The sequence below is a fragment of the Paenibacillus sp. FSL F4-0097 genome, from assembly GCF_038593125.1.
Lineage (GTDB): Bacteria > Bacillota > Bacilli > Paenibacillales > Paenibacillaceae > Paenibacillus_AQ > Paenibacillus_AQ odorifer.
The window spans coordinates 2,460,524-2,482,513 of the sequence record NZ_CP151965.1; the positions used below are offsets into that span (position 1 = coordinate 2,460,524).

The 21,990-nt window shown below is 42.8% G+C and carries 27 protein-coding genes and 1 tRNA gene; 20 read left to right on the forward strand and 8 right to left on the reverse strand.

Annotation, left to right across the window (positions count from 1 at the left end):
- Positions 1 to 143 precede the first annotated feature (143 nt).
- From MHH86_RS10915 to MHH86_RS10925, 3 genes are all read left to right on the forward strand, one after another.
- The gene (locus tag MHH86_RS10915; protein WP_038569895.1) at positions 144 to 716 is read left to right on the forward strand and encodes a xanthine phosphoribosyltransferase; all 573 of its coding nucleotides are present in this window, start codon (positions 144 to 146) and stop codon (positions 714 to 716) included.
- 101 nt (positions 717 to 817) lie between these two features.
- Positions 818 to 1,135: a hypothetical protein gene (locus MHH86_RS10920; protein WP_036689410.1), complete on the forward strand. Its 318-nt coding sequence runs from the start codon at positions 818 to 820 to the stop codon at positions 1,133 to 1,135.
- 115 nt (positions 1,136 to 1,250) lie between these two features.
- Entirely contained in the window at positions 1,251 to 1,469 is a 219-nt protein-coding gene (locus MHH86_RS10925) for a hypothetical protein (RefSeq protein ID WP_036689413.1), read from the forward strand.
- Between the two features lie 96 nt (positions 1,470 to 1,565).
- On the opposite strand, the gene MHH86_RS10930 is transcribed toward MHH86_RS10925, so the two are convergent.
- The gene (locus MHH86_RS10930; RefSeq protein ID WP_051491615.1) at positions 1,566 to 2,012 is read right to left on the reverse strand and encodes a hypothetical protein; all 447 of its coding nucleotides are present in this window, start codon (positions 2,010 to 2,012) and stop codon (positions 1,566 to 1,568) included.
- A 182-nt stretch (positions 2,013 to 2,194) separates the two neighbouring features.
- Here MHH86_RS10930 and MHH86_RS10935 point away from each other — a divergent pair.
- Positions 2,195 to 2,278 (forward strand) — tRNA-Leu (locus tag MHH86_RS10935).
- A 934-nt stretch (positions 2,279 to 3,212) separates the two neighbouring features.
- Here MHH86_RS10935 and MHH86_RS10940 read toward each other — a convergent pair.
- The 3 genes from MHH86_RS10940 to MHH86_RS10950 are packed head-to-tail and all read right to left on the reverse strand — an operon-like array spanning position 3,213 to position 5,154.
- A complete protein-coding gene (locus MHH86_RS10940) occupies positions 3,213 to 3,896 on the reverse strand; it encodes a hypothetical protein (protein ID WP_076316557.1) in 684 nt (227 codons plus the stop codon).
- On the reverse strand, positions 3,896 to 4,786 hold the full coding sequence (locus MHH86_RS10945; RefSeq protein WP_038569899.1) for an ABC transporter ATP-binding protein: 891 nt from the start codon (positions 4,784 to 4,786) through the stop codon (positions 3,896 to 3,898). The genes MHH86_RS10940 and MHH86_RS10945 overlap by 1 nt, the downstream gene beginning before the upstream one ends.
- The gene (locus MHH86_RS10950) at positions 4,783 to 5,154 is read right to left on the reverse strand and encodes a GntR family transcriptional regulator (protein ID WP_036689422.1); all 372 of its coding nucleotides are present in this window, start codon (positions 5,152 to 5,154) and stop codon (positions 4,783 to 4,785) included. The genes MHH86_RS10945 and MHH86_RS10950 overlap by 4 nt, the downstream gene beginning before the upstream one ends.
- Positions 5,155 to 5,354: 200 nt before the next feature.
- On the opposite strand from MHH86_RS10950, the gene MHH86_RS10955 reads away from it, so the two are divergent.
- The gene (locus MHH86_RS10955; RefSeq protein WP_036689424.1) at positions 5,355 to 6,164 is read left to right on the forward strand and encodes a class I SAM-dependent methyltransferase; all 810 of its coding nucleotides are present in this window, start codon (positions 5,355 to 5,357) and stop codon (positions 6,162 to 6,164) included.
- Here MHH86_RS10955 and MHH86_RS10960 read toward each other — a convergent pair.
- A complete protein-coding gene (locus MHH86_RS10960) occupies positions 6,156 to 7,403 on the reverse strand; it encodes a S8 family peptidase (protein ID WP_076104628.1) in 1,248 nt (415 codons plus the stop codon). The genes MHH86_RS10955 and MHH86_RS10960 overlap by 9 nt on opposite strands.
- A gap of 166 nt (positions 7,404 to 7,569) precedes the next feature.
- Here MHH86_RS10960 and MHH86_RS10965 point away from each other — a divergent pair, with 166 nt between their 5' ends.
- The 11 genes from MHH86_RS10965 (at position 7,570) to MHH86_RS11015 (ending at position 16,096) form a co-directional block, all read left to right on the forward strand.
- The gene (locus MHH86_RS10965) at positions 7,570 to 7,941 is read left to right on the forward strand and encodes a hypothetical protein (protein WP_051491616.1); all 372 of its coding nucleotides are present in this window, start codon (positions 7,570 to 7,572) and stop codon (positions 7,939 to 7,941) included.
- Positions 7,942 to 8,135: 194 nt separating this feature from the next.
- A complete protein-coding gene (locus MHH86_RS10970) occupies positions 8,136 to 8,837 on the forward strand; it encodes a hypothetical protein (protein WP_076214312.1) in 702 nt (233 codons plus the stop codon).
- A 25-nt stretch (positions 8,838 to 8,862) separates the two neighbouring features.
- On the forward strand, positions 8,863 to 9,414 hold the full coding sequence (locus MHH86_RS10975) for a GNAT family N-acetyltransferase (RefSeq protein WP_076214314.1): 552 nt from the start codon (positions 8,863 to 8,865) through the stop codon (positions 9,412 to 9,414).
- Positions 9,415 to 9,647: 233 nt separating this feature from the next.
- Positions 9,648 to 10,685: an ABC transporter substrate-binding protein gene (locus tag MHH86_RS10980; protein WP_051491617.1), complete on the forward strand. Its 1,038-nt coding sequence runs from the start codon at positions 9,648 to 9,650 to the stop codon at positions 10,683 to 10,685.
- Between the two features lie 16 nt (positions 10,686 to 10,701).
- Positions 10,702 to 11,691, forward strand: coding sequence for an iron ABC transporter permease (locus MHH86_RS10985; RefSeq protein WP_051491618.1), 990 nt, complete (start codon positions 10,702 to 10,704; stop codon positions 11,689 to 11,691).
- Position 11,692: 1 nt separating this feature from the next.
- Positions 11,693 to 12,472: an ABC transporter ATP-binding protein gene (locus MHH86_RS10990; RefSeq protein WP_036689433.1), complete on the forward strand. Its 780-nt coding sequence runs from the start codon at positions 11,693 to 11,695 to the stop codon at positions 12,470 to 12,472.
- Positions 12,473 to 12,516: 44 nt separating this feature from the next.
- Complete coding sequence (locus MHH86_RS10995) at positions 12,517 to 13,044, forward strand: pyridoxamine 5'-phosphate oxidase family protein (protein ID WP_036689436.1); 528 nt, start codon at positions 12,517 to 12,519, stop codon at positions 13,042 to 13,044.
- A 3-nt stretch (positions 13,045 to 13,047) separates the two neighbouring features.
- Positions 13,048 to 13,491 carry a DinB family protein gene (locus tag MHH86_RS11000; protein WP_036689438.1) on the forward strand — a complete coding sequence of 148 codons (444 nt, stop codon included), beginning with the start codon at positions 13,048 to 13,050 and terminating at the stop codon, positions 13,489 to 13,491.
- A 154-nt stretch (positions 13,492 to 13,645) separates the two neighbouring features.
- Positions 13,646 to 14,053, forward strand: coding sequence for a MerR family transcriptional regulator (locus MHH86_RS11005; RefSeq protein ID WP_051491619.1), 408 nt, complete (start codon positions 13,646 to 13,648; stop codon positions 14,051 to 14,053).
- 68 nt (positions 14,054 to 14,121) lie between these two features.
- A complete protein-coding gene (locus tag MHH86_RS11010; RefSeq protein ID WP_051491620.1) occupies positions 14,122 to 15,051 on the forward strand; it encodes an alpha/beta hydrolase in 930 nt (309 codons plus the stop codon).
- A 454-nt stretch (positions 15,052 to 15,505) separates the two neighbouring features.
- A complete protein-coding gene (locus tag MHH86_RS11015; RefSeq protein WP_036689440.1) occupies positions 15,506 to 16,096 on the forward strand; it encodes a TetR family transcriptional regulator in 591 nt (196 codons plus the stop codon).
- Positions 16,097 to 16,120: 24 nt separating this feature from the next.
- Here MHH86_RS11015 and MHH86_RS11020 read toward each other — a convergent pair whose 3' ends face one another.
- Complete coding sequence (locus tag MHH86_RS11020; protein WP_143766121.1) at positions 16,121 to 16,747, reverse strand: hypothetical protein; 627 nt, start codon at positions 16,745 to 16,747, stop codon at positions 16,121 to 16,123.
- A gap of 68 nt (positions 16,748 to 16,815) precedes the next feature.
- Here MHH86_RS11020 and MHH86_RS11025 point away from each other — a divergent pair, with 68 nt between their 5' ends.
- From MHH86_RS11025 to MHH86_RS11035, 3 genes are all read left to right on the forward strand, one after another.
- Positions 16,816 to 17,559, forward strand: a complete 744-nt coding sequence (locus MHH86_RS11025) for an SDR family oxidoreductase (RefSeq protein WP_036689442.1) — start codon at positions 16,816 to 16,818, stop codon at positions 17,557 to 17,559.
- A gap of 82 nt (positions 17,560 to 17,641) precedes the next feature.
- Positions 17,642 to 18,727, forward strand: coding sequence for a glycerol dehydrogenase (locus MHH86_RS11030; protein ID WP_036689444.1), 1,086 nt, complete (start codon positions 17,642 to 17,644; stop codon positions 18,725 to 18,727).
- A gap of 105 nt (positions 18,728 to 18,832) precedes the next feature.
- Entirely contained in the window at positions 18,833 to 19,699 is an 867-nt protein-coding gene (locus MHH86_RS11035; RefSeq protein ID WP_080742461.1) for a divergent polysaccharide deacetylase family protein, read from the forward strand.
- Here the strand turns inward: MHH86_RS11035 and MHH86_RS11040 are convergent.
- Positions 19,681 to 20,433 carry an N-acetylmuramoyl-L-alanine amidase gene (locus MHH86_RS11040; protein ID WP_235219580.1) on the reverse strand — a complete coding sequence of 251 codons (753 nt, stop codon included), beginning with the start codon at positions 20,431 to 20,433 and terminating at the stop codon, positions 19,681 to 19,683. The genes MHH86_RS11035 and MHH86_RS11040 overlap by 19 nt on opposite strands.
- A 183-nt stretch (positions 20,434 to 20,616) precedes the next feature.
- Here MHH86_RS11040 and MHH86_RS11045 point away from each other — a divergent pair, with 183 nt between their 5' ends.
- Positions 20,617 to 20,805, forward strand: coding sequence for a YqzE family protein (locus MHH86_RS11045; protein ID WP_036689445.1), 189 nt, complete (start codon positions 20,617 to 20,619; stop codon positions 20,803 to 20,805).
- A gap of 75 nt (positions 20,806 to 20,880) precedes the next feature.
- On the opposite strand, the gene MHH86_RS11050 is transcribed toward MHH86_RS11045, so the two are convergent.
- The gene (locus tag MHH86_RS11050; protein ID WP_051491621.1) at positions 20,881 to 21,903 is read right to left on the reverse strand and encodes a hypothetical protein; all 1,023 of its coding nucleotides are present in this window, start codon (positions 21,901 to 21,903) and stop codon (positions 20,881 to 20,883) included.
- Positions 21,904 to 21,990 lie beyond the last annotated feature (87 nt).

Genomic DNA, 21,990 nt, shown 5'->3' on the forward strand with positions numbered 1-21,990 from the left:
TGCAGGATAACCTTGTGTACTCTGTATAGTACAGGTTATGATGAGGATCAGTAGGACATGACTTCCGTCGTAATTGCTTTATGATCAGTGATTAATTTGTACGGAATGTCTGCGATTATAAAGGGTATTGGAGGTTCAAAGTCATGGAAGTGTTGAAACAGCGGATTTTGGAAGAAGGTGTCGTCGTTTCGGATGAAGTGCTGAAGCTGGATGCACTGCTAAATCATCAGGTTGATCCACAGCTTACGATGGAAATGGGACGGGAGTTTGCCGGGAGGTTTGCGGACTCAGGAATTACACGTATTGTGACCGTTGAATCCTCGGGCATTGCCGTGGCATTTGCCACCGCGTATGAATTAAAGGTGCCGCTAGTTTTTGCACGCCGCAAAAAAACTCTGTTAGCTGATCCAGATGCGCTTTGCGAAAGAGTTCCGTCTTTTACAAAAGGTATCGTTACTGATATTATGTTGTCTCGCCAATTTATCTCTCCAGAGGATAAAATCCTCTTTATCGATGATATTATTGCCAATGGTGATGCAGCGCGTGGGTTGATTAAGATCATTCAACGTTCTGGCGCTGAGCTAGTTGGTCTTGGTGTTGTAGTTGAAAAAAGCTTTCAGGCAGGGGCTCGGACGATCAGAGAGCAAGGCATTCGTCTGGAGTCACTCGTAAGAATTACCTCTCTAAATGGAGGCACCATCGAATTTGGGGAATAACCTAATTGGCAATAAGAACAGGCCTATTTTTTAAACAACTGCTTTTCACCCTATGGATTTTCCTTTATAATAAAAATTAGACATAGGGAGGAGGCGTCACAATGGGGAAAGAACCGGTGACTGAACAATTTTTTATTGATAAATTAACCGAGGCCAAGGATCATTTCGAGCGTGCGCTGGACTGCAAACACACGGAATTCGACGATCTGTATCCCTATATGATTGAACATCCTCAGTTTTTTTGGTACAAACGCTATGTAGCCTGGTCAGAGCTTCTGACAATCAAAGGTTTGTGTGAAGAGTTATCCTTTCCTTGGAGGGAAAAATTCACTACTAACCAAGTGGAGTATCTGGAGCAACGTGTGATGTCCGCTAAAGTTCTTGACTTCTGGTTTGAGAAGAATGAAGCGCTGATATAAGAATGCTTTAGTAGACATGCAAGTCGTTAATTGCCTACATGAGACCCAGATGATTTATCATTTGGGTCTTTTTTCTGAGACTAAATAGGACAAGCTATGACAGGAGGGATTAATGATGATTAGCGATGAGCAATTGGATGCTTACCGGATTTCCGGTGAGAAAATTCGTGTAGTGCGCGATGGCTTGGAAAGTAACGACGTAAAAGGGATAGTTCTTGCATGGGATGATTCTCAGGTGATGATACGTCGTCAGAATAGACGAGTAGTGAAGCTGGATCGCAATTATTTATTCCAGCCATTTAGTGAACCAAGACAAGATCCGGATAATATATAATTTTTACAGTAATAATATCCGCAGTAATAATCTTCATAATACAAAACAGCTCCTCGCCCTACTGGGCGGGGGCTATTTCTGTAATGTCATTTGGGACTATATAGTTAGAGCAAGTTCAGACGCATTCTCTTCTCTGGAGAGTATGGAGAGTTCTGTGGACAGTCCAAGATACGCGCGCATGCGCAGCATCATTTCTCTACGGAAGCCTGGCCATAATATATTCATCTCTCCTTGAAATCCTCTGCAGGAATATAATGCTTCGACTCCTCGCTGATCTTGGCGAACGGTAGTAATCTTCAAATCATGGGAGCTCAGCTCGCGCGTAACCTCTTGAAGCATTAGTGACGTCTTCTTAGTGGCACCAGATACGAGCTCCATATATAGCTGAGGGGTCTTAAACAGGCCGCTTCTACTGATTACACGGCAGTCGCGTTCGAAAACTTTATGAATAAACGTTAGCAGCAAATAGCTTCTGACCAGGGACAGTTCTTCTTTAGTTACTTCTTCATCAATAATGGATGTGTTTAGCTTCGTAGTCGCCATTATAAATCACCTCATTTATATTATGCGAACTTTTGTTCTCATTATACCTTATATTCGGCAACAAAAGCAATAATTATCCATAAATTAATGAATGATAAGAAAATGACGGAAATATATTGACGTTGGATTCTCAGCGTGGTATGATCTATCTTGTGACCGCAATAAGCGAGTCATTATAATACGCGGTCATGGCGGAATTGGCAGACGCGCTGGCTTCAGGTGCCAGTGGTAGCAATATCGTGGAGGTTCGAGTCCTCTTGACCGCATAGCTAAGAAGGATTATAGAACTGCTCCAGTAGCAGTTTTATAATCCTTTTTTTTGTGTTTTTCAGCAGACGGTAGTGCTTAAGCGAAAGAAATCTTTAAGAAACATCTCCTGAGGCTTACGGACCCAGATGAAGCTATTTGCTCATTTATCGCTTTTTGAGCATAGTATCGGACCCCAGTGCAGCTATCGCATAGGAAAAGGATCGAATTTGGCGTTTTTTATGCCAATAGCGACTGTGGGGTCCGATAGGAATCTAAATGTGCTCTAAAGCTGCGAATAAGGTCAGCTGAGTCCGATAGCATCTTCGTACGCGCAGATTGGAGAAATACTAATTTGTGTTTTACTTCTAAGCTACTCACCCCGCGGAATCATCATCACCTAAGGCTTATGGACCCAGCTGACGTTATTTGCTCATTTATCACCTTTTGAGCAAAGTATCGGACCCCAGTGCAGTTATCGCATAGGAAAAGGATCGAATTTGGCGTTTTTTATGCCGATAGCGACTGTGGGGTCCGATAGGAATCCAAATGTGCTCTAAAGCTGCGAATAAGGTCAGCTGAGTCCGATAGCATCTTCGTACGCGCAGATTGGGAAATACTAATCTGTGTTTTGGTCCTTCGCTATCTGCAATAGAGGCACTACGTTCTGCTTTAAGCTACTCGCCCCGCTGAGTCCGATAGCGCCTTCGTACGCGCAGATTGGCGAAATACTAATCTGTGTTTTGGTCCTTCGCTATCTGCAATAGTGACTCTGAATTTTGCTTCTACGCTACTTAACCCGCTGAGTCCCATAGCAACTTCGCGCGCGCAACTATGCTCGAATCCAATGAAGTTTGTTGTCTAGATCAAAGTCTAAGACACGAAAAAAAACAGGTGCATCCAGCAACCATTGCATGGCTATTGGGACACACCTGTTTTTTATGGGATAATGAATTACACGGTTGCTCTACGCAGCATCAAAAACGATAAAAGAGCGTACACGACTGTCAGAGGCATGGACCACAAGGCAAGTTCAAATGCGGTATATCCAGCAAACCAGTTAAAGAGGTCTACCCACCACTGATTATAGGTCATTAACAATACGCCGAGACTGCACAGGATAAACGTAACCCCTGAGAAAATGAACAAACCGCTTCGGCCAAATCTCCGGAAGATGCAGGATATCATTAGCCCCAGAAAAAACATATTAAGAAAGAGCACAAAATACATCCACAGCTGTTCCATGGCATTACCATCATTTAAAAAGGGCAAATGAAAATAATGTAGTTCCAAACCCCAGCCACCCGTAAGCTTGCTTTCAATGATTGCGAGCAGGTAGAGGAGAATTGAGTAGGTGGCGCTAGTTATAATAGCCATTAAGGAAGTGCCTATGAAATAATCCGTTCTTCGTTGGCTTAAGCCCAGAGCAAAAGGGAAGGTCTGCACCAAAATGAGTATACCGGTAATTAACATATAAATGAAGATAGAGACGAGACCGCCGGTATAGATTGGTTCTTGGATGAAAGAAGCGACGATGACATTTACCAAGAAGCTGGATAACAAGATTACCCAAGGCGTATACAACCATAACCACTTATCTCTGAAATGCATTTTTAACATACCTGCCGTAGGATTCATTACACGGTCACTTCCTTTCCTAGAGATTTTTTATTTGTGAGATGAACAATTAATTGCTGTAAAGATACAGGTGAGATTTCTAAGCCTAACTTTTCAGCATGTGCTTGATCCTTCACGTTGAAGCCGATAATGGTGGCTGTAAGCAATCCGCCAAAAGACTCGCGGGAAATGACTTGTTTGCCAGCGATAAAATCTTCGATCTTTGCTGTCGCGCCGATTACCGTAACAGCTTGCCCGCGAAGGGCTTCAGCATCTTCGTTAATAATTAGCTTGCCGTTGTCGATGACGATAACATGCTCTAAAAGCTGACTTACTTCATCGATCAAATGGGTGGACAAAACAACCGTACGTGGATTTTCAGCATAATCTTCAATTAGGCGATCGTAAAACAGGCTTCTAGCTACTGCATCAAGACCTAAATAGGGTTCGTCAAAAATGGTAAGCGGAGCACGGCTGGCTAGACCTACTACAATTCCTACAGCCGAGAGCATACCTCGGGACAGCTTTTTTATTCTTCTTTTTAATGGCAGATTGAAATCCTTGATTAAAGAGTGAGCATATTCCCGATCAAAGTTTGGGAAAAATAATTCGGATACCTCCAGTACATCGATGATTCGGTACGTGTCCGGATACCTTTGGCTTTCCTTAATGAAGCAAATCTGCCTGAGAACCCGGTTATTCTCGTACGGATGTTCACCAAATACGTTCAGGACACCACTTGTAGGGAAAAGCTGAGCTGTGATCATATGCATTATTGTGGTTTTTCCTGCACCGTTTCTGCCGAGTAGCCCGTATATCTTATTTTTCTCCAAAGAAAAACTGAGTTCATGGATGGCAGTGACATTTCCGTATGACTTAGTCAATCCTTTGATTTCAACGACTTCATTCATGACTTGTTGTCTCCCCTCTGAATCATAATTGTTAATTGATCCAACGTAATTCCTAATTTTTCAGCTTCACGGATCATGGTTACTACATACTGTTCATAAAATTGTTCTTTTCTCTTCTCCATCAATACTGCACGCGCTCCAGAAGCTACAAACATACCGATTCCTCGTTTTTTGTACAATATCCCTTGATCCACAAGCAAATTCACACCTTTCGCAGCCGTAGCCGGATTGATCTGGTAGAAAACAGCAAACTGATTTGTCGAAGGAACTTGTGACTCCTCCAGCAGTGTTTCTTCGATGATGTCATTTTCTATTCGTTCGGCGATCTGCATAAATATCGGTCGTGTATCATCCATTAAGTTTCCCATGTATTCACCGCCAACTTCATTGGTTAGTTAGTTATGTAATTAACCATATATGCAACGAAGTTAATTGTCAATATTTTTTAATTATTTTGGGCTGTATCCACATAAATAAAGGCTGCCCAGAATGCTCTGGATAGCCTTTTATTTGCATTACATAAATGCTATGATTTTGTCCTTGGTAAAAAAGAAGGGGGAGTTCAGCTATGAATGATTATGGTCCGGATCTGTTCAAAGATACTGCAAGCTATTACACCAGATATCGCCCGCTATATCCGTCCTCACTGATTCGATATCTAGTGAACAAATTCTCACTTAACGGAGAGGGCCGGTTGCTAGACTTAGGTTGTGGTACTGGGCAGTTAGCGCAAAGGTTTACGGATTGGTTCGAAAAAATTGTTGGCGTAGATACTGAACTAGAGATGCTAGAAGAAGCAAAGCTGTTATCAAAGTACAACAGGGTTGAGAATGTTAGCTGGCAACAGGGTAGAGCGGAAGAACTATCCAATGACTGGGGTTCCTTTCGTCTCATCATGATGGCTAAGGCGTTTCACTGGATGGACCGAGAATCCATTCTTGAAATTCTCTATCACAGTTTAGATGATAACGGCGGTATTGCTGTAATTGATACTTTTAATGAACAACAAGAACCGTTACCTTGGCAACAAAAGGTAGATGAAGTAGTGAAACGCTGGTTGGGTGACGAAAGAATAGCCGGGAACAGTACATATAGACATCCACAAGAAAGACATGAGGATGTTGTAAAGCGATCCAGTTTTACAGATGTTGAAAGACAGGTGTTATCGAGTTATTCCATCACTTGGACTGTTGATTCTATTCTAGGAAATTTGTATTCTACGTCTTATGCCTCTAAGCGATTATTTAGAGATAACTTAGAACGTTTTGAAGATGATATGAAATCAGCTTTATTAGAAATAGAGCCTACAGGTATATTTACAGAGGAATTGTCGGTTTCAATCATTACTGCCTTTAAAAAAGAAGCGGATTTACGATAAGAATCGCGCATTGATCTCACCGCATCCTGCTGTGTTAGGACTTAGTTTAAGGCGAAATGTGTTCTTTTTTAGTATGGATTTTACTTGCTTAGGCGTAAGAGAAGGGTTCCTCTGGAGTAGTTGCGCGATCACACCCGAGACGATAGGTGTTGAGACACTGGTACCGGACAGCACAAAGTAATCTTTAGCTATCCGCAAATAAGGAAGCTCGCGATCCAGCTTGGATCGTGGGGCACGAAGGGAGATGATCGTTTCGCCTGGAGCAACGAGATCCGGTTTCTTCCTTCCTCCCGGTGCGGGCCCACGACTGGAGAACCAAGTGATTCGGTCGTCCGCTTGCGTGAGCGTGCGACGGTCATCCACTGCACCGACAGTAATTGCTGAAGGACTAATCCCTGGAGATTCGATCGTACTGCGTCCCGGTCCGCTGTTTCCAGCTGCTATTACAACGTTCAGTCCGGCTTTAATTGCTTTTTCTACAGCTTGGCAGAGTGGATCATCTGAACAAGGAAGATTCACCTTACCCCCGAATGACATCGAAAGAATACGAAGATTAAGTCTTCTCCGATTCGCAATACACCATTCAATTCCTTTAATGATTGTGGAATCATATCCATCGCCATTTTTATCGAGTACTTTGACACCTACTATCCCTGCCTCTGGAGCAGGGCTTTTGTATTTTCCTTTACTCATCCAACCGTTGCCTGCTGCATCCCCTGCGATATGAGTTCCATGGCCGTTATCGTCATAGGGCTGTTTTCTATGATTGATAAAATCTTTAAAAGCAACTATGCGGTTAACAGGGCGAAACAGGTCAGGGTGCCGATACACCCCTGTATCAAGAATAGCAATATTAATCCCTTTTCCGGTAAGCCGCTTTTTCTTTTGGGCAGCTGTGGAACCAATGGATGGTGTCGCTATATTAAGGGATGTTTTTTTGACTTGATCCAAATAAATTTTTTCGATACCATCCCAGCGGCACATCCGGTTCAGGCAGTTCTTTGAAACTTTGGATGATATCGAATTGAGCAGGTGAAGATGATGTCTGATCGGAAGGTCGTGGGATTTTAAATGGTTTTGTAAAGACTGTAGCTGGGCTGTAGTTATTTTTTGTTTGAATTTAATGATAACTGGAATGGAATTTGCTTTATGTGCTGGAAGATAGGAACGTTGAACTCTTTTTCTCAAAGAATGGTGCATTTTCGAATGATATTGCTCTAGCCATTTTTGACCGTTCATTAGTAATGAATCACCTCTTGAAGGTATTATATGCACTGCAGAGCTAGTGGACACGAAACTATGAAACTAGGATTTAACACATTTTCAGATTTGTAGGTGAAAGAGAGGTCAAACATTACGATTCTTGCATTTACTAACGTATCCTAAAAAGAAAGTGGTGAAGTAAATGGCAATTATTAAAAAACCAGTTAACAAGAAAGCAGTTATGGCTAGCAAAGTTCTCGCGGCTAAAAAAGCGAAAGCAGCTCCTACGAGAAAGAAACGTAGAATTAGACAGACTCTGGATAGATTTATTGTTGTTGCTATTGGTACAAATGCAACGGGTACACCTAAAGATACTACGGGGTGGTCAGCTTCATTGAGAGCTGGAACTACAACGGTAACTGCTGATTTTGACGAATTTGGTGTAGTTAGATTCCCAACAATTAGTACCTTAACATCAGTACCTTATCTTCTCACTTTAAGAGATGAGAGTGGAGCTACTATAAGAAGTTTTAACGTTCCCGCAGACCGCGAATTTTTTGTGGCTAGATTCTAGTTTGGACAAGCCAGGTCAAGTAAACAGCATGTGTCGATTTTATATCGATGCGTGCTTTTTTTTATGTATTTTTCTAACTTTGATTCAAGTGAGTGATTTGTTACAGACAAACAGAATGGGGGGATGCCATACTTTCAGCATCATAATTTTGGGAATATAGTACAAAAATGGACATAAGGCGGGTGAGAGGTTTCGTGAAAGAAAAAGGGAATATATCAGGTATTCAATATTTTTTATTAGGACTGCTTGTATTTTTAATGTTAGGAATGGATATGTTCATCATGGGATTAGATCAATGGTTATGGGGGGATTTGTTTAATATAGACGACTTTTTTGTCAGCCCTTGGTACGTACTAGTTGTTCATTGGAGCATAGTCACCATATTGTGGTCAGTTGGAGCTATGATATTTCTACTTTGGTTCAGGAAGAGGAAGTTGATTGAAAAGGTAATATCTTTGCGTTGGAGCTCTAAGGTCATTCCTTTGTTAATTGTAGCTTTTATATCAAGCTTTTTGTTCGCTGTGTTGGAATTTTGGATTAATGGGGAGAGCATTCCACAGATTTATAGAGAATATGAAAACTTCAAGTTAGAACATGGTTTTATGGGCGTATGGGTTGCCTTGGTTCAAAACATATATTACATTGTGGAAGCTGTACTAGTTGTACTATTGGTTGCGCTAATGCAGTCTGCAGGAGAAGTATGGTTTAAGAATCCTTCTCTTCCTTATGGCGGAATAGGTTTAATGCTGACTTGGGGATTAGGTCATTTGACACATGGTCTGCAAAGCGGCTTGTATATTACTGCTTTTTCTTTGGTGTTTGGCTGGCTGTTTGTGAAAGCGGGTAAGCAGTGGTGGCCAAGTTTTCTGTTTATCTGGCTTGTATTTGTTTTATAATATTTAGTTTAACGGGGGGATACCATTGTACAATCCAGAGAAGAGAACAATTACTACTGAAAGATTGATTTTAAGACCTTTTGCATTGTCTGATGCACAGCGTGTCAGTGAGCTCTGCAATAATTATAATGTTTACAAAAGTACATTAACTCTACCTTATCCATACCCCATTGAATGTGCGTTATCATGGATTGAAACACATGAAGATGAGTTCAATAATGATAATTCATATGAATTCGCTATTACTGATAAAAATACAAACGAGCTGTATGGTGCTATAGGACTGAGAAATAACCGGACACACAGAAACGGCGAGCTTGGATATTGGATAGGTGAGGAACACTGGGGTAATGGATATGCTACAGAAGCAACAAAAGCGGTCATTAATTTTGCTTTTACAGAAAAACATTATCACAAAGTGTATGCCAGATTCTTTGCTACAAATCCTGGTTCGGGACGGGTTATGCAAAAATCTGGCATGCTGAAAGAAGGCGTTTTGTTACAGCATATTTATAAAGAAAATGAGTTTGTGGACCTTATTCATTATGGGATTTTAAATACGAGAGCTACTGACTAACGCTTGGATTTCATACACCACTATTTGAAGTCACGCCCATTGGGCGTGGCTTTTTTTATTAGAAATGCTAGTCCGCTTCAACGGACAATAATGAAATCCCTTCTTATTTAAAATTTAAATAAAATTCTTGACACTTCTCATTGATAACGATTATCATAGGAATCGATGATTGAAAATGAAAATCATTATCACTACATGAAACGTATAAATATACATATTCGGAGGGATAGATTTTGAAAAAATTATTAGTACTCCTGGTTGTTGCAGCGGTTACTGCAATGACTGCTTGTTCGTCTACTAATACAACGGACAATCGAAAAAATGAAGCAGTAACGAATACAACTGCTAATGAATCGAAAGAAGCGAATGCAGCAAATACAACAGAAGTAGCGAATACAGCGGAAGCTGCCGGCAAGGTGTACAGTCTGGAGAATGATGGTGTGGATGAAACGTTGTTCAACGAAGCCTTAAGCCAATTCCCTTCTACAGTACCGGAGCGTATTGTAACAACTTCTGTACCGTTAACAGAAATGCTTTATTTGCTCGGCATAACACCGGTAGGTGTACCTACTTCAACGAATCCAATCCCTGCTGATTTCGAAACAATTGATCGTATTGGATCTCCTATGGCACCGGATCTGGAAGTAGTGACAAAACTTGAACCAGACTTGCTGCTGGGAGCGGAATCACTTCGCAGCACATTAGACAAATCGCTAGAAGGAATCGACCTACAAAAAGCATATTTGAGAACAGAATCATTCGAGGATTTAAAGCTTAGCCTCAAAGTTTTAGGCACTTATTTTAATAAAAAAGATGAAATGAATGCTGCTTTAACTAAGATCTTGGACAAAGAAAATGAGCTGAGTCAATTAGCCGAAGGCAAAGAGCTGCCAAGCGTGCTGCTCGTAATCGGAACCGCGGATTCTTTTATGGTCATGAGTGAGAAATCTTATTTAGGTAGCTTGGTGAAAAAGCTTGGTGCTGATAACATCGCAACTTCTGTATTGCAAGTTACTGACACTTACTCACCTATTAATATGGAGAACATTGTAGCCGCTGATCCAGACATCATTCTCGTACTCGCTTCAGGCGACCACGGAGCGACAGAGGATAAGTTCAAAAAAGAAATAGAGAAAAATGAAACTTGGACAAAGCTCTCAGCTTATGCAAACAACAAAATCAACATTCTAGATTACAGCGTATTCGGTGTTACTTCGATCCTTAACGCCGAGACAGCCTTAACCGAAATTGCAAAATACTTCTATGAATAATTAAAGGAGACAGCAAGTGATAAATACATCTCGTAGCAGAATTATTGTTATTGTAACGTTAGCACTTGCGCTCGTTGCCGCCATAATTGCGATTGGACTAGGCTCAGTATACATCCCCATACCAGACATCCTAAGCACAATCTTTGGGTCAGCGGCAAAAGCGGTGAATGCCACCATCATATGGGATATTCGTTTGCCGCGTGTATTACTGGCGATGATCATTGGGGCAAATATCGCGGTTTCAGGCGCTCTGCTGCAAGCTGTGATGGGCAACCCACTTGCTGATCCAGGATTGACCGGTGTAACGAGTGGAGCGGCTGCATGTGTGCTTGTCATTATGCTTGCAGCACCACAATATACGGAGTTTATTCCAATTGCGGCTTTTGTTGGTGGACTAATCGCTGCAGGGATTGTATATGCATTAGCGTGGAGAAGAACCGGCATTTCGCCGATCACTATTATTTTATCAGGAGTTGCTGTGAATGCTCTTTGCGGGGGATTAATAGGACTCCTGACCATCATGTACAGCGACAGACTTCCGGCAGCAGTCCAATGGTTGAACGGCAGTTTGGCTGCAAAAGGGAACAATGCCTTGATGATGGTTTTCCCGTATGCCATTGCAGGCTGGATCTTATCCTTTTTCGCGATCCGCAAGGCGAATATTATACGTTTAGGCGATCAGGTGGCTTCGAATTTAGGTGAAAATGTGGATCGAATTCGTATTCTACTTTCCTTGCTGGCAGTATTTCTAGCGGCTATCTCTGTAGCGGCTATAGGGATGATTGGCTTTGTTGGACTTGTTGTGCCACATATGGCTCGATTGTTGGTGGGTTCAGACTATAAATTTCTTTTGCCGATGAGTATGGGACTTGGAGCATTGGTATTGTTGATAGCAGATACAGGTGGACGTACCTTATTTGCACCTTTAGATATTCCTGCGGGTATCCTTATGGCGGTGATCGGTGGACCATATTTTCTATACCTGATGAGAAAGAAGGCGTTCTAACATGTTTACTGTCGACTCTATTTCGATTCGGTATGAGCAGAAAAACATTATTAACAACTTCTCTTTTTCCGTAAAAAAGGGTGAAATCGTCTCGATTATAGGACCAAACGGTTCAGGTAAATCTACATTACTTAAGGCGGTATCACGACTAATTCCATATCATACGGGTGCGGTCACACTCGAGGGTACGGATCTAAAGTCCATGACTGCCAAACAAGTGGCTCGAAAAATGTGCATGCTGAGCCAGAAGAACCAAGCGCCTAATGATATGACCGTGATCGATCTCGTCTCCTATGGAAGGTATCCTCATAAAAAATGGTTCGAAAAATTAAATCATGAGGATATGGAGATTGTCCACTGGGCACTGGAAAAGACACATTTAAAGGATTATAAGGATCGAGCAGTTTCCTCGTTATCCGGTGGTGAATCACAGCGTGCTTGGATTGCTATGGCCTTGGCGCAGCGCCCTTTGGTTATGTTGCTTGACGAACCGACCACTTACTTGGATATTTCGCATCAGCATGAAGTTCTTGAGCTAGTACGTGAGCTAAATCAAGACATGGGGATGACCGTCGTGATGGTGTTGCATGACCTCAATCAAGCCTCTACCTATAGTGACAGTATTGTTGTGGTGCAGGCGGGTGAAAAAGCGATGTATGGGACACCAAATGAAGTTATGACAACCGATATGATCCGGAATATATACCGAATGGATGCCGAAGTTCAATATGTTCCTGCAGAGACGAAACCTCGTATTCATTTGCTAAGTACCGTTCGCTAGATTCGTGGCTAGATTACATAACCTATTAATGGAGGGATATTATAATGAAGAAGCCTGTAGATGTAGAGAAAAATAAAGAAAACTATTTGCAATTTATTGCGAATCGTAAAAATCTGATTTTGAGCTTAATAGATGACGAAGGAAAACCTTTTATCAGCTATGCTCCTTTTGTTAAGCATGAAGGCAAACTTTATATTTACATTAGTAAGATCGCCGAGCATTACCGATATATGGAAAATAACGAGTTTGTAGATGCGCTTCTAATTGCAGATGAGTCTGCAACGAATAATAAATTTGCAACGGAGCGTGTGCGGTGGAATTGCACTTCAAGCAATATCGGGAATGACGGGCATGAGGAGATCTTTGAATTGTTTAATGCTGATCATGGGGCGGCAATGGTGAATTTGCTGCGTGGATTGGATTTTTCATTGTTTGAATTGACCCCTCTCCAAGGGCGTTATGTTGTTGGTTTTGGTTTGGCCTTTGACATCGACGTAGATGCGAACCTGTTCAACCATGTGGTGATCGACAAGAAAAAAGACGAAGAAGCCACTGTACAAGGGAGCAAATAATCTATGACTTTCACTTTAGTGTTGCCAATCTGGCAAGCGGTGCAAACGCGATTTCATAAAATGGTGAAGGCATTGCCGGAAGAGGATCTTAACCTTAAGCTAGGGAACTCTACGATTGGGGGATTAATTCAGCATAATGCGGAAGTTGAGTTTATGTTCGCAGAGTGTTTTTTTGCAAGACCTAATCCTCAAAGCGACAAGGCGGCATATTCTACATTGAATGAACTCGTTGATCTGCTGACTGTTTCCAATGAGAATCTAACTGCTGCGATGCAGGAATTTCCGGAAGAAGCGTGGCATGTGAGTGTGGAGTCGGCTTTTGGCACATCTACACCGCTTGAAGCGATAGGCAGGCTTATGTATCATACAGGCATTCATGCCGGACAGATTTCGCTTATACAGAAAAATGCAGTCCGAAGTGAAGTGAGTAAATTGGGAAATGATTGATGAGAAAACGGCAGAAATGTCGTTTTTTTTGTGCGTAAATAAGGAGTTTTTAAAAGGGAGCTTGGTTACTTGTTGACGTTCTTTTGATGTCCCTTTGATGTCCTCTGCAGCCTCTGTTTGGTATAATATAGGGGATTCTAAGGGGGCGCTGATTATGACAGAATACTTGCGAGGCCAAATTGCTAAAATGGCGAATGTGAATATGGAGACGTTAAGGTATTATGAAGAGCTCGGATTAATTAGCACTCCCTTACGTTCAGAAGCTGGTTATCGTCTTTATTCGGATGAGGTGCTTAGCCGACTTGTTTTTATACATAATGCTAAACTGTGTGGTTTCACTTTAAAGGAAATCAAGAAGGCACTCACTAAATCTGAAAGCAGCGGCATTAGCATAGATGATTTTGTAACTGTTGTGGATAAGAAAATGGATCGAGTTCGTGGCGAAATTGCAAAACAGGAAATAAAACTAACAGCCCTCGCAGATTTGAGAAAAAATTTGTTAGCCACAGATAAACATCCAGGCGTACAGTCCACGCTCGAAATCCTAAAAATGGATTCTTAACTTGACCTTGTAGTCTCCTACAGACTTTACAATCTGAGTTGAAAAGAATTGTAGGAGGGATTAACTATATGGAAAAGTCAAGTACAGAGCAGCTTGCAGCGATCAAAGATTATCTGCGACAAAGCAACCGATTGGATAGCAAGTCTATCGGGCAAATACGGCAGGAGATGGCCGCGACGGCTGCGAACATGCCCATTCCTACGGATGTTATCGTCGAGCGGGTCATGATTGGGCCCGTAAGTGGAGAGTGGATTATTCCTGTGAAATCTGCTCCACCCGCTGATGAAGTGATCCTCTATTTCCATGGTGGGGGTTTTATTTCTGGGACTTGTGAATTTTATCGAGATTTGGTTACACGAATTGCAAAAGCTAGTGGCACGAAGATCCTAGCCATTGAATATCGCTTGGCACCAGAGTTTACTTATCCGGCTGCTAACGAAGATTGTATAGACGCTTATCTGTGGCTGCTCGCGAATGGATATTCTGCCGGGAATGTCGTGCTTGGAGGGGATTCTGTTGGAGCCAGCCTTGCGCTGATGACGTTGATTACTTTACGGGATGCGGGTGTGGAATTGCCGGCGGGTGCTTTTTTAATCTCGCCGCATACAGATCTCGTCCATTTGGATGGTGAATCGTATCTGAGTCGAGCGGAGTTTGATCCAACAGGCAGCATAGAAGGAAATAAACGAATAATTGATGTTTATCTAGGTGCTCGGACAGAACTAGCTCCTATATTATCTCCCTTAAGGTTGGATTTGCAGGGATTACCTGATTTACTTGTTCAAGTAGGCGACCACGAGGTATTGTTAAGCGATGCAACGAGGTTGTCTGAACGAGCACAAGCCGCGGATGTTCATGTAGAACTGGAAATATGGGAGAACATGTGGAGCGTCTTTAACTTTTTAGCTTATATGCTGCCAGAGGCGCAGGAAGCGATCGCGAATATCGGTAAGTTTGTTAGAACGAGGCTAGATCGAATTGAGGAAAAAAGCAGCTGATATTACCCGCCTTCTTGAGAGATCAAGGAGGTTTTTTGGCGAAATCGTTAGGTTCGCAGAAGGTGGATTGCTAGATGCTGGGCTTCTTCATCGTAACGGACCGTATTGCAGCTCCTTGCAAATTTAGCTTGTTTGGCTAACTTTTCGGACTGCATAGCTCTTATTGGCACATAAGAACGCCGAAAAGGTGGGGATTTGGGTGGATAGCTGCATTTGAGTCCGATAGCATGGTGAATTACGGTGATTTTCGGAAATAAGGGCTCCTCAGTCCGAATTCATGTAGGAAGGGGGCTACGGAGAATTAGACACCAGACGTGTATCTAAGTTTAATAAATGGGTGTGAGTATATACTGATAATGATTTAACGAATGACAAAGTGGCAATATTGTCAGTTCGTTTTTGAACATGATATGCTATGATAATTACCACCAGAGATAGAGCGAGGGGAATACATATGTCGAATGATCTTCCATTATCAAAAGAAAACATTTTGGACGCGGCTGAACAAGTGCTCCGGCGTTTTGGCCCGGACAAGACTTCTGTTGTTGATGTAGCGAAGGTGCTTAAAGTTAGTCATGGTACGTTGTATAGACATTTTTCCAGTAAATCTGCTTTGCGAGAAGCAGTAACCGAAAGATGGTTGCAGTATAATATTTCAGAGCCTTTAAAGAATATTTCAGAGCATTTTGATGGGAATGCCAAAGAGCAGCTCCGATTATGGATGGACACGCTGATTCGTAGTAAACGCACCTATGCTGTGGATGATGCCGAAATGTTTGCTATGTACGCAGCTGTAACTTTAGAAGCGGTGGATATGATTACCCTACATGTAGATCAATTAATTGGGCAAATTGCAGGCATTATTGAAAAAGGCATACAATCCAAAGAGTATAGAGTGGTGGAACCAGTGGTAACGGCTAGAGCAATTTTTAATGCTACTTCGCGGTACCATCATCCAGCACATGCTATAGAGTGGCAGTCGGCTACGATTGATCAGGATTTCGCCTCTGTTTGGGATTTGCTCCTTTCCGGGATTTCTTTGTAGCATCTAATTAAAACCTTCTGATGTTCAGGAGGTTTTTTTGTGTCTTATAGCGGTATAAATCCCGCAGTTTAGTTTGAATTGAGCGACTTGCAGCGAATGAGCGGTATAAATCCCGTAGATTAGGCTGAATCGAGCGACTAGCAGCAGATGAACGGTATAAATCCCGTAGATTAGGCTGAATTGTGCGAGTTGCAGCGAATGAACGGTATAAATCCCGTAGATTAGTCTGAATCGAGCGACTTGCAGCGAATGAACGGTATAAATCCCGTAGATTAGGCTGAATCGAGCGAGTTGCAGCGAATGAGCGGTATAAATCCCGCAGTTTAGTTTGAATTGAGCGACTTGCAGCGAATGAACGGTATAAATCCCGTAGATTAGGCTGAATCGAGCGACTAGCAGCAGATGAACGGTATAAATCCCGTAGATTAGTCTGAATCGAGCGACTAGCAGCAGATGAACGGTATAAATCCCGTAGATTAGGCTGAATTGAGCGACTTGCAGCGAATGAGCGGTATAAATCCCGTAGATTAGGCTGAATCGAGCGACTTGCAGCGAATGAACGGTATAAATCCCGTAGATTAGGCTGAATCGAGCGACTGTTGCAAAATATGTGAAAAGCGAATTAGAATGACAAATATTAAAAAATGTCACTTGTAATTTGTAATCGATCGATTTATAATCAGACCAACAAGAAGGACAAAGTAATAGGAGGAATAAATATGAACCACAATTTAGCTGGAAAAGTAGCATTAGTAACAGGTGCATCGAGAGGCATGGGCCGGGAGATTGCGGAGAACTTGGCACAACAAGGTGCGAAGGTGGTCGTTAACTATTCAAGTAACCCCGGCAAAGCCGAGGAAGTCGTAACCGGTATTAAGCAAAAGGGTGGAGAGGCCGTCGCTATTCAGGCAGACATCAGCCAGGTGGCAGAACTTGAACAGTTATTCCAAACTACACTAGAAGCCTATGGACAACTCGACATTCTCGTCAATAACGCTGGTATTATGATCACGAAGCCGATTCTAAATATGACAGAAGAGGATTTCGACATGCAGTTTGCGATTAATGTGAAAGGCACCTTTTTTGCTTGCCAGCAAGCAGCTAAATATATGAATGATAACGGACGGATTATCAATTTTTCAACTTCCGTTACGGGTCAAATGTTCCCGACCTACAGCGTCTATGCAGGAACTAAGGGAGCAGTGGAACAAATCACTCGTCAGCTGGCCAAAGAATTTGGACGAAAAGGAATCACTATCAATGCTGTTTCACCGGGACCTGTGAATACGGAGTTATTTACCGTAGGGAAATCAGCGGAAGAGATTGCAACCGTGGGAAATATGAATTCCTTTGGACGTTTAGGCGAGCCTGAGGATATCTCAAACATTGTGTTGTTCTTAGCCAGCAAGGAATCACAGTGGGTTACAGGGCAAACGATCCGTGTGAATGGTGGATTTATTTAAGCTGGTGGCTAAAGGGATCTTTTTAATAGCTGAATGTGGTCAATCCTTCTAATATGAATGTAAATAAAAGGAGGAGTGAACCATGACGCAGATCATCTGCTCACCAACTAAATATATACAAGGACATGGTGAAATTCGTAAGCTGGGAGATTATTGTTCGCAGCTTGGAGCGACAAGAGCTTATGCCATTATTGATCCTTATATTTTCTCTGTGTACAAAAAAGAGATCACATACAGTTTTGAAATGAACGAAATGCCACTAGTGATGACTGAATTCAAGGGCGAGTGCAGCAGTAATCAGGTTAATGAGATAGTTGCAGCACTTGGCTTGAAGGATGCGGAAGTCATTATAGGGATTGGTGGCGGCAAGACCCTGGATACGGCAAAAGCAGTAAGCCACATGAGTAACCTCCCGGTAGTTATTGTACCCACAGTGGCTTCAACGGATGCACCTTGCAGCGCTTTATCAGTGTTGTATACGGATGAAGGAGACTTTGACTGTTATCTTCCATTAAAAAGAAATCCCGATCTGGTTATCGTAGACGTCGATATCATTGCCAAAGCTCCTGCAAGATTGCTTGTTGCTGGAATGGGTGACGCGTTGTCTACTTTTTATGAAGCAAGAGCTTGCCGAGAATCTGGGGCTATTACCCATGCAGGTGGGACTAGCACAATTGCAGCCCTTTCATTAGCTCGTGCCTGTCTGGATACCCTTCTAGCAGAGGGTGAAACGGCATTAAAAGATGTTAAGCAAGGCATTACCTCTCCTGCGGTGGAACACATTATTGAAGCCAATATTTACTTAAGTGGCATTGGGTTTGAAAGCGGCGGACTTGCTGCGGCGCATGCGATTCATAATGGATTGACGCTGCATGAGGAATGCAGGAATACTCTTCATGGTGAAAAGGTTGCTTTTGCTACGATCGTTCAGCTTGTACTGGAGAAAACACCATATGAAGAGATTGATCAGGTGATTGATTTCTGCAAAAAAATCGGCCTTCCCGTTACTCTCAAAGATCTTGGGATTACCAATAAGGATATCGATCAGTTGATGACTGTAGCTGAAGCTAGCTGTTCTAAGGATAGCCCCATCTGGAATATGCCAATTGAAATTCAAGCACTGGATGTGCTGGAAGCTATTCTTGCCGCAGACGCACGGGGACAATAGAAAAAACTCGACTGTAAATTATTGCGAACCTTCCTCGTACATATTTAACCTTCGTGAACCAAACAATGAGAACAATTGTTTAAGACGAAGGAGGCGTTCCTCTTGATGAAGGACAGTCGAAGTTTCAAACGTTATTTACTGATTTGGATTGCTGTTGCTGCTCTAATGGTTACTTTAATCGGTTCCGTGGTACCGTCTGTTTCAGCTGCCGAGTCCAGAGACAACCCTACAAACACACCAAGTGAAGAGAAGGCATCTCGACGTAATAAGGTCGTAATTATTATTGACGATTTCGGCAATGACATGAAGGGGACGGATGAAATGTTTTCACTGCCGATTAAGCTTACGGTGGCGGTCATGCCCTTTTTGCCTACATCTGTGAAGGATGCCACACGCGCGCATGAACGCGGAGATGATGTTCTTCTCCACTTACCGATGGAGCCGCGCCAAGGTAATCCTAAATGGCTTGGACCAGGAGCTGTACTGGCCAAGATGTCTGATGAGGAAGTCCGTCAAAAAGTAGAGGCAGCACTCGATAATGTGCCTTATGCTATCGGCATAAATAACCACATGGGCTCTAAGATTACCGGGGACGAACGGATTATGGGTGTGATCTTATCCGTGTGCAAAGAGCGGGGATTGTTTTTTGTGGACAGTAAAACCAACTACCGTTCTGTTGCTGGCAATATGGCTTATCGAATGGGGCTGCCGCGTGTAGAGAATCATATCTTTTTGGATGATACACACACAGCCAATCATGTCCTGAAACAAATGGGCCTCGTAAATAACCTGGCGAAGGATCAACGATTCTGCGTAACCATTGGTCATGTTGGTGTATATGGAAAAGAAACCGCCGCAGGCATCCGCAGCGGTGTTGAGCAAATAAAAGATGATGTTGAATTTATAGGCATTTCTGATCTAGTCAAAAACGAAATGAACTGGAACTTCGAATCCTACACTTCCATAAGATAAGCTACTATGCCGCCAGCAATCGCTTCTGCAATTTCTTGTTGCCCTTTAGGGGTGCATAGCTTTTCGCGATCTGTCGGACTGCTTACAAAACCCGCCTCAACAATTACAGTTGTGGCGGTTATTTTGTTGAGTAAATAAAAGGGCTTACCCGGTCTTGTCTCAGCACGGATATTATAGAGACTGTTTAATTGTTGCTGAATGGTCTGGGCAAGGATAAAGCTGCGGCCTTCTTGGCGATATAATACAAGCGGACCATGTTTGGAAGGAGAAGGTGCCCAGTTAACATGGATGCTGACCACTACGGTAGCTGGTAATGTCTCAGCCAGTTCTTTACGCTGGGCAAGATCGCGCAGATGTCGGGATTTACTGCGCAGCCAGCGGTTCTCATCACTTGGGGCATAATCTCCATTACGATTTAAGGCAACATCAAATCCATCGCTGCGCAGCAGCAGAAATAATCGGCGTGAGATATCTAATGTAATATCCTTCTCAAGAATATTTCCGTAGGAAGTTCCTCCGTCGATCCCCCCATGTCCTGCATCAATTAAGATCATACGGTGGCCGTGGCTTAAGAGATGCTGACGTTCATCATTCACTACGGGTTTGGATGGAGTTGCAGAAGCATATGCACTCCCCACAAACAGCATTAGAAGTCCAACTGTAGTTAAAGTAATACGTAAGCCGCATATTGCAGCTGCTGTCTTGGAATAAGCTTTATTTCTCCCATTGTTCAAATGAACTCCTCCTTGCATGTGAATAACCTCGTGCCCTAGATTCTTTGTTAGATTGTGCTTTAATAGGTAAACCTATTCGAACAATCCGGGACAAGAGTTTAGATATATGCTCGCTGGTGCACACTAAGAGCATGGAACGACGCTGGTTATCTTAATTCACTTATAATGTAGGAGGTGTTACAAATGGCTTCCGGCGGCGATGAGCTTGTAAAGTATATCACTGAGAAGGTAGTTGTTTATATCGAGGATCCGCGTGCCATTCATGCTCGAAGAGCGGCTACTAAGCAGCCGTGGTCACAGAAATGGTTCGGTATGCTTCCGCTTGGTTGGTCGATCTGGCGAAGCAAATGGAGCCACAGTGATAAGGATTGAATATCACAAATAACAAATAACAAATAACCTTCCAGTGCCTAATCGAGGGTGGCAGCGGAAGGTTATTTGTTATGTTTATTTATAGATATTTTTGTCGGGCAGCTTGTGCAGTGTTCCGATAGCCTGCAAGGCAGTGAGTGGCAAATACCGTCTTCCTTCTGGCCCTGATGCTGCGTAAATGGTAGGCATGTTGTTTATTGCTTGTGTTTTATTCGAAGCAGGCAACCAGTTTTGATAACCTGTAATCATAAAAGGGGCCCCTACGATATCATTTCGACCAGCGGCTTGATAAGCGATACTTTCCTTGGGACGAATCAGTGCGGCGATATTGTCACCGCCTACAGCAAGCAGTTTTGGGGAGGTCAACCACATGATATCTTTATAAGGATCATCTGTTCCCCCGCTTTGATAGGCAGAAAGCGGCGACAGGTCAGTAGTTAAGTTAGTGATTACATCCGTTTCTGTCTGCTGCCCTTTAAGCACTTCTTCCGCTTTACTGAGCGTCCATGGTAAAACTTGGGGTACGGAAGCATTGATAAAAATCGTCTTATCGTCAATGGCGATTTTCCATACGGGTAGAAGTGGTGCATATAAGGCTGTAAGTTTTATTTTGCCTGTAAAAGATGAAGGTATAAGTCCTTCCTGCACCAAAAATTGGCGCAGTTCTAATAAACTATAGGGGAGACCGTAAGTGCCAGCTCCATATTCGCTAAGCATATAACCACCTTGATCCGTAGCGGAAATGATCATGTAACCGATCCGCTGTTCACCTTTCATAACGTTGACAAGCCAGCTATGAGTACCTGGACCCAGAGGATAATATTCTATTCCTGCGTCCTTCCAGGCTGTAAATGGAGCTTCTGCTGCGAGCTTGTTCAGTGTACTCTTGGCAAATTCTTGGACCGTACCGGGTGAAGGTAAGATGTCCATCTGCAGTACAGGTATCAAATCCTGTGAGACTGAATCAACTACACTTACTCTGGAAGCGGCAAGCGCAGAAGAGGAACCGGAGCTCGTTGCGATGAGTCCGATGCATAGAAGCAGGAGGAAGCAGCTTTGACCTGCAAGAAGCAGCCTCCGCCGTACACTTATTTTCATGGCGTCGTTCACCTTTCTTTGTTATGAAATATCAGAAAGTATAAGCTTCCTTTTTATTGTAGAGGACAAGCTATAAAAAGGCTGTTG